General features: G+C 61.9%; 16 protein-coding genes. 8 read left to right on the top strand and 8 right to left on the bottom strand.

Annotated elements, in window-relative coordinates:
* Positions 1–180: 180 nt before the first annotated feature.
* Positions 181–582, bottom strand: a complete 402-nt coding sequence (locus tag GJV37_RS15225) for a pilin (protein WP_170859552.1) — start codon at positions 580–582, stop codon at positions 181–183.
* 225 nt (positions 583–807) lie between these two features.
* Between GJV37_RS15225 and pilB the strand changes: the two genes are divergently transcribed.
* The 5 genes from pilB (at position 808) to yacG (ending at position 5480) form a co-directional block, all read left to right on the top strand.
* On the top strand, positions 808–2511 hold the full coding sequence (pilB, locus tag GJV37_RS15220) for a type IV-A pilus assembly ATPase PilB (protein WP_170859553.1): 1704 nt from the start codon (positions 808–810) through the stop codon (positions 2509–2511).
* 3 nt (positions 2512–2514) lie between these two features.
* Positions 2515–3732, top strand: coding sequence for a type II secretion system F family protein (locus GJV37_RS15215; RefSeq protein ID WP_170859554.1), 1218 nt, complete (start codon positions 2515–2517; stop codon positions 3730–3732).
* Positions 3732–4604 carry a prepilin peptidase gene (locus GJV37_RS15210; RefSeq protein ID WP_170859555.1) on the top strand — a complete coding sequence of 291 codons (873 nt, stop codon included), beginning with the start codon at positions 3732–3734 and terminating at the stop codon, positions 4602–4604. Before GJV37_RS15215 ends, GJV37_RS15210 begins: the two co-directional genes overlap by 1 nt.
* 64 nt (positions 4605–4668) lie before the next feature.
* The gene (coaE, locus tag GJV37_RS15205; RefSeq protein ID WP_170859556.1) at positions 4669–5277 is read left to right on the top strand and encodes a dephospho-CoA kinase; all 609 of its coding nucleotides are present in this window, start codon (positions 4669–4671) and stop codon (positions 5275–5277) included.
* Entirely contained in the window at positions 5274–5480 is a 207-nt protein-coding gene (gene yacG, locus GJV37_RS15200) for a DNA gyrase inhibitor YacG (protein WP_024765636.1), read from the top strand. The genes coaE and yacG overlap by 4 nt, the downstream gene beginning before the upstream one ends.
* Positions 5481–5656: 176 nt before the next feature.
* On the opposite strand, the gene GJV37_RS15195 is transcribed toward yacG, so the two are convergent.
* The 3 genes from GJV37_RS15195 to GJV37_RS15185 all read right to left on the bottom strand — a co-directional run bounded on the left by GJV37_RS15195 (position 5657) and on the right by GJV37_RS15185 (position 7099).
* Positions 5657–5872 (bottom strand): hypothetical protein, encoded by a 216-nt coding sequence (locus GJV37_RS15195; RefSeq protein WP_193452700.1) that lies wholly within the window; start codon positions 5870–5872, stop codon positions 5657–5659.
* A 106-nt stretch (positions 5873–5978) separates the two neighbouring features.
* Positions 5979–6668 carry an energy-coupling factor ABC transporter permease gene (locus GJV37_RS15190; protein WP_024765638.1) on the bottom strand — a complete coding sequence of 230 codons (690 nt, stop codon included), beginning with the start codon at positions 6666–6668 and terminating at the stop codon, positions 5979–5981.
* Complete coding sequence (locus tag GJV37_RS15185) at positions 6665–7099, bottom strand: hypothetical protein (RefSeq protein ID WP_037011476.1); 435 nt, start codon at positions 7097–7099, stop codon at positions 6665–6667. The genes GJV37_RS15190 and GJV37_RS15185 overlap by 4 nt, the downstream gene beginning before the upstream one ends.
* A gap of 121 nt (positions 7100–7220) precedes the next feature.
* On the opposite strand from GJV37_RS15185, the gene GJV37_RS15180 reads away from it, so the two are divergent.
* The 3 genes from GJV37_RS15180 to GJV37_RS15170 all read left to right on the top strand — a co-directional run bounded on the left by GJV37_RS15180 (position 7221) and on the right by GJV37_RS15170 (position 9467).
* Positions 7221–7850 (top strand): DUF1780 domain-containing protein, encoded by a 630-nt coding sequence (locus GJV37_RS15180; RefSeq protein ID WP_024765640.1) that lies wholly within the window; start codon positions 7221–7223, stop codon positions 7848–7850.
* A 94-nt stretch (positions 7851–7944) separates the two neighbouring features.
* Positions 7945–8115 carry a DUF3094 domain-containing protein gene (locus tag GJV37_RS15175; protein ID WP_037011479.1) on the top strand — a complete coding sequence of 57 codons (171 nt, stop codon included), beginning with the start codon at positions 7945–7947 and terminating at the stop codon, positions 8113–8115.
* 53 nt (positions 8116–8168) lie between these two features.
* The gene (locus tag GJV37_RS15170; RefSeq protein ID WP_193452699.1) at positions 8169–9467 is read left to right on the top strand and encodes an NAD(P)/FAD-dependent oxidoreductase; all 1299 of its coding nucleotides are present in this window, start codon (positions 8169–8171) and stop codon (positions 9465–9467) included.
* 221 nt (positions 9468–9688) lie between these two features.
* Here the strand turns inward: GJV37_RS15170 and cyoE are convergent, their stop codons facing one another.
* Genes cyoE through cyoB form a run of 4 tightly spaced genes read right to left on the bottom strand, consistent with a single transcriptional unit; the run spans position 9689 to position 13581 of the window.
* Entirely contained in the window at positions 9689–10576 is an 888-nt protein-coding gene (gene cyoE, locus GJV37_RS15165; protein ID WP_170859557.1) for a heme o synthase, read from the bottom strand.
* An 11-nt stretch (positions 10577–10587) separates the two neighbouring features.
* Positions 10588–10953, bottom strand: coding sequence for a cytochrome o ubiquinol oxidase subunit IV (cyoD, locus tag GJV37_RS15160; RefSeq protein ID WP_024765643.1), 366 nt, complete (start codon positions 10951–10953; stop codon positions 10588–10590).
* Positions 10953–11594: a cytochrome o ubiquinol oxidase subunit III gene (cyoC, locus tag GJV37_RS15155; protein WP_081517364.1), complete on the bottom strand. Its 642-nt coding sequence runs from the start codon at positions 11592–11594 to the stop codon at positions 10953–10955. The genes cyoD and cyoC overlap by 1 nt, the downstream gene beginning before the upstream one ends.
* A gap of 4 nt (positions 11595–11598) precedes the next feature.
* Complete coding sequence (gene cyoB, locus GJV37_RS15150; protein WP_170859558.1) at positions 11599–13581, bottom strand: cytochrome o ubiquinol oxidase subunit I; 1983 nt, start codon at positions 13579–13581, stop codon at positions 11599–11601.
* Positions 13582–13587: the final 6 nt, after the last annotated feature.

The following is a 13587-nucleotide window of genomic DNA, read 5'->3' as shown; positions in this document are numbered from 1 at the left end:
ACAGGGGGCGAATATCGTCGTAATAGAACGTTCCGGAAAGCCCCAAGGAATAGGCCAGGAACAGACAAACTGCCCAAGCGGCAGCTGTCGTAAGGAATAGCAGGTTACGTCTCAGAGTTATCCCCTCGAATCAAGATAAAAAAATGGACCGCTAATGCGGTCCATTTTTCAAACCCGCTATTACTGGCAGGCTTTCGGAGCGTACTCGTCATCAATAGTGTTGGTGGAGCACTTCCACTCACCAGTGGACGCGGTACGGGTCCAAATGATGCTTTGACCGTTAACCTGAGTAGGAGCACTTTGCAGTACACAGGTAATTGTGCCGTTGGTGGAGCTAGCCGAAATGGCGCAGTTGGCGGTAGTAGGTTGCAGACCGATGTCAGCAGCGGTGTTGAAGGTATCACCTTCGTTCAGCTTGGTTTCGAAAGCAGTCTTACCAGCAGAGATCTCAGCCAGGCCAGCAGTCACTTTGGCCTTAGCCTGGTACTTGCTGTAAGCCGGGATAGCGATGGCGGCCAGGATGCCGATGATTGCAACCACGATCATGAGTTCGATCAGGGTGAAGCCTTTTTGAGCCTTCATAATTCTCTCCAGGTTTGTAGAAGAGGTCGTTGGACCTGATTCCGATGAAGCAGCTTCCGTGCCAAATCTCCTACACCCTGAAAACCGCTACCCTGTAGGAGAGTAGGAAGTAGATCGAGAGAAAATTACGCAGGAAGTGACAAAATTTGACAGCCCCTTGATGTCAATTTGGCAGACTTGGGCATCTGCGTTATAAGGCAACCAATTCATTGCTGGGCATTTCCCATGAACGATCAAGTCGTGCTGTCCGGGCTCGCTCGCCAACTGGTGATTGCCGAGCTACTGGATGAAAAGAGCGCCCAGCAGGCGCAGCTACAGGCCCAACGCAACAAGCTGTCGTTGGTGACCTACCTGGTCCAGAGCAAGCTGGTAAAGAGCAAGCCGCTGACCGAGCTAGCGGCCGACCAGTTTGGCGTTGCCTATTTCGACCTCTCCTCGCTCGACAAGGAAAGCCTGCCCAAGGAGCTGATCAGCGAAAAGCTGGTGCGCCAACACCGCGTGATGCCGCTTTGGCGTCGCGGCAACAAGCTCTTCGTCGGTCTCTCCGACCCGACCAATCACCAGGCAATCACCGACGTCCAGTTCAGCACCGGCCTGACCACCGAAGCCATCCTGGTCGAAGATGACAAGCTGGGCGAGGCCATCGAGAAGCTCTTCGAAAGCGCCAACAGCGGCCTCGAAGACCTCGGCGACGTGGACCTCGAAGGTCTGGACATCGAGAGTGGAGATCCTGGGGCCAAGGACGAACCCATTGGTGGCGACGCCGACGATGCGCCGGTGGTGCGTTTCGTCAACAAGATGCTGCTGGACGCCATCAAGGGCGGCTCTTCCGACCTGCACTTCGAGCCCTACGAGAAGATTTACCGCGTCCGCTTCCGTACCGACGGCATGCTGCATGAAACCGCCAAGCCGCCGATCCAGCTGGCCAGCCGCATCTCCGCACGCCTGAAGGTAATGGCCGGCCTGGATATCTCGGAGCGCCGCAAACCGCAGGACGGCCGCATCAAGATGCGGGTATCGAAGTCCAAGTCCATCGACTTCCGCGTCAACACGCTGCCCACCCTATGGGGCGAGAAGATCGTGATGCGGATCCTCGATTCCTCCAGCGCGCAGATGGGCATCGATGCGCTGGGTTACGAAGAAGCGCAGAAGCAACTCTATCTGGATGCACTCAAGCAGCCACAAGGCATGATTCTGGTCACCGGCCCTACGGGTTCCGGCAAGACCGTGTCGCTCTATACCGGCCTGAACATTCTCAACACCCCGGACATCAACATTTCCACTGCCGAAGACCCGGTGGAAATCAACCTGGAAGGCATCAACCAGGTGAACGTGAATCCACGCCAGGGCATGGACTTCGCCCAGGCGCTTCGCGCCTTCCTGCGTCAGGACCCGGACGTGATCATGGTCGGCGAGATCCGCGACCTGGAAACCGCCGAAATCGCCATCAAGGCCGCACAGACCGGCCACATGGTGATGTCGACGCTGCACACCAACAGCGCCGCGGAGACCCTGACCCGCCTGCTGAACATGGGCGTTGCTTCGTTCAACCTGGCGACTTCGACCAACCTGATCATTGCCCAGCGTCTGGCCCGCAAACTTTGCCCGCACTGCAAGAAAGAACATGATGTGCCGCAGGAAGCGCTCCTCCATGAAGGCTTCCCCGCGGACAAGATCGGCACCTTCAAGCTCTATTCGCCGGTCGGGTGCGACAATTGCAAGGGTGGATACAAGGGCCGCTTGGGTATTTATGAAGTGGTTAAAATCACGCCCGCACTGCAACGCATTATCATGGAGGAAGGCAACTCCATTCAGATCGCGGAGCAAGCCCGCAAAGAAGGCTTCAATGACCTGCGAACCTCGGGCCTGCTAAAGGCCATGCAAGGCATCACCAGCCTCGAGGAAGTCAACCGCGTGACCAAGGATTAATCCATGGCGGATAAAGCAGCAAAGATGGGCGTCTTTACCTGGGAAGGCACGGACCGCAAGGGCGGGAAGGTCAAAGGGGAGCTTTCCGGCGCGAACACTGCCTTGATCAAGGCGCAGTTGCGCAAGCAGGGCATCAACCCGACCAAGGTACGCAAGAAGGGCATGTCCCTGCTCAGCGCGGGCAAGAAGATCAAGCCCATGGACATCGCGCTGTTCACCCGCCAGATGGCCACCATGATGGGCTCGGGCGTGCCGCTGCTGCAGTCCTTCGACATCATCGGCGAGGGCTTCGATAACCCGAACATGCGCAAGCTGGTCGAGGAGATCAAGCAGGAAGTTGCATCCGGTAACAGCCTGGCCAACTCCCTGCGCAAGAAGCCGCAGTACTTCGACGACCTTTACTGCAACCTGGTCGACGCCGGCGAGCAGTCAGGTGCGCTGGAAACCTTGCTCGACCGCGTGGCGACCTACAAGGAAAAGACCGAGTCGCTGAAGGCCAAGATCAAGAAAGCCATGACCTACCCAATCGCCGTGATCGTGGTGGCTGTCATTGTTTCGGCGATCCTGCTGATCAAGGTAGTGCCGCAGTTCCAGTCGGTATTCCAGGGGTTCGGCGCCGAACTGCCAGCCTTCACCATGTTCGTAATCCACATTTCCGAGGCGTTGCAGACCTGGTGGTTCGTGGTCTTGATCGTGCTTTTCGGCATCGGGTTCGCGCTGGGCCAGGCCCATCGGCGCTCGGAGAAGTTCCGTGATGCTGTGGACCGCGGTGTACTGAAGATCCCGGTGATCGGCCAGATCATCTACAAATCCGCCGTCGCCCGTTACGCCCGCACCCTCGCCACCACCTTCGCCGCCGGCGTTCCGCTGGTGGAAGCGCTGGACTCAGTGGCCGGTGCAGCCGGCAACGTGGTGTTCCGCAATGCCGTCTACCGCATCAAGCAGGACGTCTCCTCCGGCACCCAGCTGAACTTCTCCATGCGCACCACCGGCGTATTCCCCAGCATGGCGATTCAGATGGCAGCCATCGGTGAAGAGTCCGGCTCCCTCGACGCCATGCTGGACAAGGTAGCCTCCTTCTACGAGGAAGAGGTCGACAACGCCGTCGATAACCTGACCACCCTGATGGAGCCGCTGATCATGGCAGTGTTGGGCGTGCTGGTGGGCGGCCTGATCATCGCGATGTACCTGCCGATCTTCCAACTGGGCTCCGTCGTTTAATGTCCCTGATCAACATTCTGGCCAGCACCCCGCTGGCCTTTGTTTTTTGCGTCACCCTCCTTGGCCTGCTGGTCGGCAGCTTCCTCAACGTGGTGATCCATCGTCTACCGCGAATGATGGAGCTGGACTGGCAGCAGCAGGCGCGGGAAACCCTGGGCCTGCCGGAGGGCGAGAAGCGACCGACCTATAACCTGGTGCTGCCCAACTCCCAATGCCCGCACTGCTCCCATGAGATCAAACCGTGGGAAAACATCCCGGTGGTCAGCTGGCTGGCGCTGGGCGGCAAGTGCTCGTCGTGCAAGGCGCCGATCAGCAAGCGCTATCCGCTGATCGAGCTGGCCTGCGGGGTGCTGTCGGCCTTCATCGCCTGGCATTACGGCTTCGGCTGGCAGGCCGGAGCGATGTTGCTGCTGACCTGGGGCCTGCTGGCGATGAGCATGATCGATGTCGATCACCAGTTGCTGCCGGACGCCCTGGTGCTGCCGCTGCTCTGGCTGGGGCTGATCGTCAACCACTTCGGGCTCTTTACCAATCTGGGCGATGCGCTCTGGGGCGCGGTGTTCGGCTATCTGAGCCTGTGGTCGGTGTACTGGCTGTTCAAGCTGGTCACCGGCAAGGAAGGCATGGGCTACGGCGACTTCAAGCTGCTGGCCATGCTCGGCGCCTGGGGCGGCTGGCAGGTGTTGCCGCTGACTATCCTGCTGTCATCGCTGGTCGGCGCCGTACTCGGCGTGATCACGCTGCGCCTGCGCAACGCCGAAACCAGTACGCCGATCCCCTTCGGCCCCTATCTGGCCATCGCCGGCTGGATTGCGCTGCTCTGGGGTGATCAAATAACCGCGACCTATCTGCAGTTCGCCGGTTTCCGCTAGCCTTCTCCGGCGCCGACTTCCCTCGGCGCCTGTGACGGCCACCGGGCCGGCAGAAAGGAGAACGATGAAACCCTGGATTCTGGGCCTCACTGGCGGCATCGGCAGTGGCAAGAGCGCCGCCGCCGAGCATTTTGCCTCGCTGGGCATACACATGGTCGACGCCGACCACGCTGCGCGCTGGGTGGTGGAACCCGGCCGCCCTGCCCTGGCGCGGATCGTCGAGCGCTTTGGCGAAGCCATGCTGCTGCCGGACGGTCAACTCAACCGTGCCGCCCTGCGCGAGCGCATCTTCAAGGCAGAGGATGAGCGACGCTGGCTGGAGCAATTGCTGCACCCGCTGATCGGCCAGGAGATCGCCAGCAACCTGGCGCAGGCGCAATCCCCCTACGCCATCCTGGTCTCGCCGCTGCTGGTGGAGTCCGGACAGCACCGTATGACCCAGCGCGTGCTGGTGGTGGATACCCCCGAGCACCTGCAACTGGAGCGCACCATGCGCCGGGACAAGGTGTCCGAAGAACAGGTCCGTTCGATTCTCAAGGCCCAGGCCTTGCGCGACGACCGACTCAAGCACGCGGATGACGTGCTGCTCAACGATGGCGACCTCGGCTACCTGCACCAGCAGGTCGAGCGTCTGCATCAGTTCTATCTAGGCCTGCGTGGAGGACAACCATGAGCCAACCCCTGACCGTGGAATGCCCCACCTGTGGCGCCCCTGTTGAATGGAGCGCCAAGAATGAATTCCGTCCCTTCTGCTCGCACCGCTGCAAGCTGATCGACCTTGGCGCCTGGGCGGCGGAAGAACACGCTATTCCCGGTGACAACCAGGAAGACGAGCTGTTCTCCGGCGATCTGGAAAAGCCGCCGCGCGGGCATTGATCCGTGAAAAAGCCGCCTCGAGAGGCGGCTTTTTTGTGCGCCACTTCAGGCCACAGGACTCTTTGTAGGAACGAGCTTGCTCGCGGACCGCCCAATCACGAAGGCTGCCTAAAAAGCGTTCGCGAGCAAGCTCGCTCCTACAGAAAAGCCAAGGCCCGCGAATGCGGGGTTTTCAATCAGGGGCGCATGAAGGCGTAGTCCCGCTCCTCATCCAGGTTGTCGGCGAGAAAATGCAGTTCATGCCCCAGGTCTTCCTGTGTGCGGACCTGCGAGTTGGCCTGCACCACGGCGCTCAGCAGTGCACGCACGACCAGTTGCGGGTCCTGGCCGGACGCTTCCGCCTCGACCAGCAGTTCGTGGAGGCGTTGCTCGGCCCAGCTGTGAATGCTCATTGGCAATCTCCTTGCGAAGGGGGGCCAAGCTTCCCTGATCGTAGGAGGTTTCCGAACTGACCTGGATCAAGCCACAGGGGGCATGGGCCTCGCAGATGGCCGAACATCAACGTGGTTCATCGTCATCCTTCCACGGCGCCTGCAGGTAGCGCGTGCGATTGAAGGTCTCCAGCCAGTCCGGGTAGAAGACCACCAGTCCGGTGACGATGGTGCCGTTGATGAAGGCTTCGGGGAACATGATCAGCCACAGGTAACCGATGAAGTCCTCGATCCACGGCGGCATCGGGAACAGCCCGTCCATCCACAACAGGCCGAGCCCGAGCATCAGGCTGCACAGCGCGGCCAGCGCAGCGGGGAAAAAGCCCGAGCAGAAGATGTAGACGAACAGGTTGCGCGGCTGCCGGCGCTCGACGAGGATCGCCGCCACCTCGGTGATCAGCACCGGAATCAGGATCAGCAGGATGCCGTTGACGCCGATAGCCGCCCAGTCCTGGCGGTCGATCAGGCACAGGCCGACCTGTGCGACGAGCCCGACGATAATCGCCAGAGGCCAGTCCAGCAGCAGAGTCACGGCGGTCATGCCGATGAAGTGGAAGGACACCCCGGAAGCAAAATCCCGCCGTACCAGCCAGAGCAGGAATAGCCCGAGCATCGTGCCGAACACCAGGTGCTGACGGCGAAAATCGCTGACCAGTTCCAGCCACGGCGCGCGCCAGATGGCCCAGGCGACGATGGGCAGGTAGATCGCCCAGCCGAGTTCGAGAGTTTCTTCGGACAGCAGCTGCGCGGCGATCACGGTGCGCCCCGCTCAAGCGCCTGGCGCAGGGCATCCGCCGAGTCGAAGCTATGGCTGGCGACAACCTTGCCCTGTTCCAGCTGCAACCAGGTCACCGCATCCGCCGTGGCGGGGAAGCGACTGGCCACGCGCGGCTCGCGGTCGAGCAGCACGCGATAGGAGTAGTCGCGCATCGCGGGGATGGCGAACATGCTCGAGATCGGTGCCGGCATGCGGCTGATGTCAGCGACGAAAGCGGCGCTGCGCGACTCCAGGTAACCCTGCGGACGATCCGCCAGAGCCGCTTTTACCAGCTTCGAACCGGCCATGTCGTGGGCGACCAGCAGCACCTTCAGATCGGCGTTCGCCGTGTAGGGTTTGTCGAACTGGTCCAGCAGCGTCCAACCGATGGCTGGCGACTCCTGCGCCACCGCAAAGCTCGCCACTATCATCAACACAAACCCACTCAGCAGTCGTTTCACGCTTGCCCCTCGCCCCGAACATCAAAGATTGGCAACAGTCTACACGCGCCCCCGCCACCCGCCCGCGCTTCGCAGCAACTATGCTTGAGGCATGAACGAGTCCGACTATCTGCGCCTGCTGACGCGCCAGGCGGAACAAGCCAACGATTTCCTCTCCAATGCCCGCAAGTGGGAACGGGAGTGCTGGGCCTGCCAGCGACTGCTGCAGGCGCTCAAGGTACCGTATCGCCAGGAAGACTTCGTTGCGCCGCCCCAGCAGCCGCCGGACGTATTGTTCCGCGACGCGACCTTCGAGGTGTTCTTCGTGCTCGACCAGGGCCGCCGGCTCAACGAGGAATGGAAGGAAGAACTGCTGCGCCGGCGCATGGCCCAGAGCCTCAACCAGCTGATTCGCCGAGAGCAGCGACCACGGCGGATTCCCTGCGCGGAGCTGCAGGCGCGCCTCGCGCCTACTTTGCGCAAGAAGGCACACAACTACACCGAGCGCGGCATCGACCCGCGCGAGCTGGACCTGCTCGCCTTCGTCAGCCTCAAGCGCGAGACGCCCGATTTCAACACGCCATTTCCGCCGCCCACCGAGTACCTGCGCCAGGGTTGGCGCTCGCTGTCGGTGGTCGGGCCGACTTTTGCCCGCGTGCTGTTCGCCCACAGTGACGCGCCGGATTTCCTGCGCGGCAGCCTGGGCCGAAGCATCCTTTTCGACATGGGCGTCGGCCTGTAAATAGGCGCTCATGCAATGCTGCATTGATCGGCGGCGCATTGAGAGGCCGCCCAAGCCCTACTAGAATGCTCGACATTATAAACGGAGGCCGCCCATGCCCAGTCGCCTGAGCCCCGAAGACCAGCAGAAGGTCGATCACTACCTCAGCTCCCCCGTGCACCAGGTCGAACGCGCGCCGTTCAAACCCTGGCTGATGATGGGAGGCCTGCTCGCGGTAGTCATCGCCCTGGGTTTGCTGAGCCGCCTCCTGGCCTACCTTGCGTGAGCGCCGTGCCGCCACGGGCCGATACAGGATTCCTTAAGCTATGAGAATGCAACATGTCCCATCGTATCGTGATCGTCGGCGGCGGCGCCGGCGGGCTGGAGCTCGCGACCCGTCTCGGCCGCACCCTGGGTAAGAAAGGCCGCGCGCGAGTCACCCTCGTCGACGCCAACCTCACCCACATCTGGAAACCCCTGCTGCACGAAGTCGCCGCCGGCTCGCTCAACTCCTCGGAGGATGAGCTGAACTATGTCGCCCAGGCGAAATGGAACCACTTCGAATTCCAGCTCGGCCGCCTCGATGGCCTGGACTGCGCAAGCAAGCGCATTCAGCTCGCTGCCACGCTCGATGAGCAGGGCGAAGAACTGGTGCCTGCGCGCAGTCTGGAATACGACACGCTGGTCCTGTCCATCGGCAGCACCACCAACGACTTCGGCACCGCCGGGGCCGCGGATCACTGCATCTTCCTGGATACCCGCGAGCAGGCCGAGCGCTTCCACAAGCAGTTACTCACTCATTACCTGCGCGCCCACGCCGGGCAGGACAAGGACGATCAGATCAGCGTCGCCATCGTTGGCGCCGGTGCCACTGGTGTCGAATTGTCCGCCGAGCTGCACCACGCCGCGCAGGAACTGGCGGCCTACGGGCTGACCGGCATCCAGCCGCAGAACATGCGCATCACCCTGATCGAGGCCGGCCCACGTGTGCTGCCGGCGCTGCCCGAGCGCATCAGCCAGCCGGTGCACCAGACGCTGGAGAAACTCGGCGTGCGCGTCGCAACTGGTTCGGCAGTGCAGGAAGTGACGGCTGACGGCCTGCGCACGGCAGCAGGCGAGTTCATTCCGGCGAGTCTGAAAGTCTGGGCGGCGGGCATTCGTGCGCCGAGCCTGCTCAAGGAGATCGACGGGCTGGAGACCAATCGCATCAACCAGCTGGTGGTGCGCTCCACTCTGCAGACCACCCGCGACGACAACATCTTCGCCTTCGGTGACTGCGCCGCCTGCCCGATGGGCGATGGCAGCGAACGCACCGTGCCGCCGCGCGCCCAGGCCGCGCACCAGCAGGCTTCGCTGCTGGCCAAGGCGCTGGTCGCGAGGCTCGATGGCAAGCCGCTGCCGGAGTACCGCTACACCGACTACGGCTCGCTGATCTCGCTGTCGCGCTTCAGTGCTGTCGGCAACCTGATGGGCAACCTGATGGGCAGCGTGAAGCTGGAAGGCTGGCTGGCGCGGATGTTCTATGTGTCGTTGTACCGCATGCACCAGATGGCGTTGTACGGGCCGTTCCGCACGGCGTTGCTGATGATCGCGGACCGGATCGGGCGAAGCACGGAGCCGCGCTTGAAGCTGCATTGATCCAGCAATGAAAGACGAAGGGCGGATACTGCGAGGTATCCGCCCTTTTTTGTACGCAGAGCCCCTGTAGGAGCGAGACTGCTCGAACGCTCCTCCCGGCAGTTCCTAAGCTGGGACGGTTCGCGAGCAAGCTCACTCCTACAAAAAGCTTCATTGCCGAGGAATGCTTGGCACAAAAAAACCGCCCCGAGGGGCGGCTTTTTCGTTGCAGCAGAACGGCCTTACAGCGCCGCCAGCATCGACTGGGCCGGGATGGCCTGGAAGTCGATGGACATCATCAGGCTCAGCACGCTGATCGCGATGATGGAGAAGGCGAACAACTGGCGGGCCCAGCGGCGATCGTCTTCGGCACTGAAGCCTTTCACCGCGATGAACAGCCACCAGGCACTGACGGCCAGTGCCACTACCAGGTAACCGTAGCCGGCGAAGCCGGTGACGGTCAGCAGCAGGGTCGCCAGACCAAAGGCCAGCACATAATAGAGGATCTGCTTCTTGGTCGCTTCGATGCCCCGCTCCACCGGCAGCACGGGAATCCCGGCGGCGCGATAGTCGTTGAGGCGGAAGATCGCGATGGCGTAACTGTGCGGCATCTGCCAGAGGCAGAAGATCAGCAGCAGCACCGCCGCGCCCATGTCGAAGTGACCGCTGGCAGCGCAGTAGCCCACCACTGGCGGCATGGCTCCGGAGAGACTGCCGACCAGTGTGCCGTAGACCGAGGCGCGCTTGAGCCAGAGGCTGTAGAGCACGACGTAGACGAAGAAGCCGAACGCAGCGAGCAGGGTTGCCTGCATGTTGGTCTTCCACGCCAGCAGGCCGAAGCCCGCCGCGCCGAGGACCACGCCATGGGCCAGGGCGGCCTTCAGCGAGATCTGCCCGGTCACGGTGACACGGCTGCGGGTACGCTCCATGAAGCGATCGATGTCGCGGTCGATGCAGTTGTTGAATACACAACCGCTGGCAACGACCAGGGACAGGCCGATCACGGTGGCCAGCAGCAGCATCGGGTCAACGCTGCCGCGAGCGGCGAGGAAGTATCCCCCCGCCACCGCGATCAGGTTTCCGAAGATGATGCCCGGCTTGGCGACCAGGAGATAACGCTTGAGTTTCACGGCATCGGCCCTCAGGGCATCGGCATCATCAGGGTGTCTGCGGTGTAGATGATCCACAGCGACAGACCGACCACCAGCAGGATGATGATGGCGGTGAAGATGAATGCCATGACGTTCCAGCGGCCTTCCGAGGAGAAGTTCATGTGCAGGAAGCAGATCAGGTGCACGACGACCTGGACCAGGCCCAGGATCACCATGGTCAGCAGGGTGGCGTGACGCGAGAAGCCACCGTCGATGACCATGTAGAACGGGATAGCGGTGAGGATCACCGAGAGCACGAAGCCGATGGCGTACGAGCCCAGGCTGCCGTGGCCGGCACCGTGGGAGTCGTGGCCGTGGGCGCCGTGGGAGTCGTGATGATGTGCAGCAGCGGACATTACAGAGCCCCCATCAGGTAGACGACGGTGAAGACGCAGATCCAGACGATGTCCAGGAAGTGCCAGAACAGGCTCAGGCACATCATGCGGGTGTTGTTCTGCGCGGTCAGGCCACGAGTGCCAATCTGCGCCATCAGCACCAGCATCCACAGCAGGCCGGCACTTACGTGCAGGCCGTGCATGCCAACCAGGGTGAAGAAGGACGACAGGAAGGCGCTGCGGCTCGGGCCGAAGCCTTCGACGATCAGGTGATGGAACTCGTTGAGTTCCATGCCGATGAACGCGGCGCCGCAGAGGAAGGTCACGCCCAGCCAGGCGATGGCCTTGCCCTTGGCACCCTTGTGCGCGGCCAGCATGGCCAGGCCGTAGGTGCAGGAGGAGATCAGCAGGATCGCGGTTTCGACGGCCACGTAGGGCAGTTCGAAGATGTCCTTGCCGCTCGGGCCGCCGGCCGTGTGGTTGACCAGCACGGCGTAGGTGGCGAAGACGCTCGCGAACAGGATGCAGTCGGTCATCAGGTACAGCCAGAAGCCGAATACCGTCATACCGCCGCTGTCGTGGGCGTGCTCGTCATGGTGAGCGTGGTCTTGCGCCGCTTGGTGCGCATCAACCACGTGTTGATTCAGTACTGCCGTCGACATGGTTTTATACCTGCTGCGCGGTGGCGAGTTTCTGGAAGTTGGCGTTCTCGATGCGCTCGATCTCATCCGGCTGGACGTAGTAGTCCACGTCGGTGATGTAGCTGCGCACGATGACCGAAGCGATCATGCCGACGAAGCCAACACCCACCAGCCACCAGATGTGCCAGATGGCGGCGAAGCCGAAGAGGAAGGCGAACACGGCGATGGAGAAGCCAGCGGCGGTGTTCTTCGGCATGTGGATCGGTGCGTAGGCCGGCAGCTTGCGGTACGCGGTACCGGTCTGCTTCATGTCGTGGAACGCGTCGATGTCGTTGACCTTCGGCAGTTCGGCGAAGTTGTAGTACGGCGGCGGCGAGGAAGTGGACCACTCCAGGGTACGGCCGCCCCACGGGTCGCCGGTCAGGTCGGCCAGAGCCTTGCGGTTCTTGATCGACACCAGCAGCTGGATCAGCTGGCAGGCAATACCGAAGAAGATCAGCACGGCGCCGAAGAAGGCCACGACCAGATACGGCTTCCACATCGGGTTGTCGTAGTGGTTCAGGCGACGGGTCATGCCCATGAAGCCGAGGATGTAAAGCGGCATGAAGGCCATGTAGAAGCCGACCAGCCAGCACCAGAAGGAACGCTTGCCCCACTTCTCGTCCAGCTTGAAGCCGAAGGCTTTCGGGAACCAGAAGACGAAGCCGGCCAGGTAGCCGAACACCGCACCACCGATGATGGTGTTGTGGAAGTGGGCGATCAGGAACAGGCTGTTGTGCAGCAGGTAGTCAGCGCCCGGGATGGCCAGCAGAACGCCGGTCATGCCACCGATGGTGAAGGTTACGATGAAGCCCAGGGTCCACAGGATCGGGGTGTCGAAGCGCAGGCGGCCACGGTAGATGGTGAACAGCCAGTTGAACAGCTTCACCCCGGTCGGGATGGAAATGAGCATGGTCGCAACGCCGAAGAAGCCGTTGACGTCGCCGCCCGACCCCATGGTGAAGAAGTGGTGCAGCCAAACGGTGAAGCCGAGGAAGGTGATCGCGGCGCTCGCCCACACCATCGAGGTGTAGCCGAACATGCGCTTGCCGGCGAAGGTCGCGGTGACTTCGGAGAAGATACCGAAAGCCGGCAGGATCAGGATGTACACCTCAGGATGGCCCCAGGCCCAGAAGAGGTTGATGTACATCATGGCGTTGCCGCCCAGCTCGTTGGTGAAGAAGTGCATGTCGAAGTAACGGTCCAGCGACAGCAGGCCCAGGGCCGCGGTCAGGATCGGGAACGACGCAACGATCAGGATGTTGGCGAAGGTGCAGGTCCAGGTGAAGATCGGCATCTGCATCAGCTTCATGCCGGGGGTGCGCATCTTGAACACGGTCACCAGGAAGTTGATGCCGGTCAGCAAGGTCCCCATACCCGATATCTGCAGCGCCCAGATGTAGTAGTCCACACCCACGCCCGGGCTGTAGGCCAGCTCGGACAGCGGCGGGTAGGCGACCCAGCCGGTGCGGGCGAATTCGCCCAGGCCCAGGGAGACGTTCACCAGCATGGCGCTGACGACCAGCAGCCAGAAGCTCAGGGAGTTCAGGAAGGGGAACGCCACGTCGCGTGCGCCGATCTGCAGCGGCACGGCCAGGTTCATCAGACCGGTCATGAAGGGCATGGCCATGAAGATGATCATGATCACGCCGTGAGCGGTGAAGATCTGGTCGTAGTGTTCCGGCGGCAGGTAGCCGTGGTTGGCGCCTTCAGCCAGCGCGAGCTGGCCGCGCATCATGATGGCGTCGGCGAAGCCGCGCAGGAGCATGATCAGGGCGACGATGATGTACATCACGCCGATTTTCTTGTGGTCGATGGAGGTCAGCCATTCGGTCCACAGGTAGGTCCACTTGCGGTAGTAAGTGATCGCGCCGAACACGCCGAGGCCCAACAGGGCGACGACAGCCAGCGTGATGACGATGATCGGCTCGTGATACGGCACGGCCGACAGTGTCAGTTTCCCGAACATCTGCGG

It is taken from the genome of Pseudomonas nitroreducens, from assembly GCF_010994165.1.
GTDB classification, from domain to species: Bacteria; Pseudomonadota; Gammaproteobacteria; order Pseudomonadales; family Pseudomonadaceae; genus Pseudomonas; species Pseudomonas nitroreducens.
The sequence above is the reverse complement of the archived record's forward strand: the minus strand, read 5'-3'. Positions and strand labels throughout refer to the sequence as shown.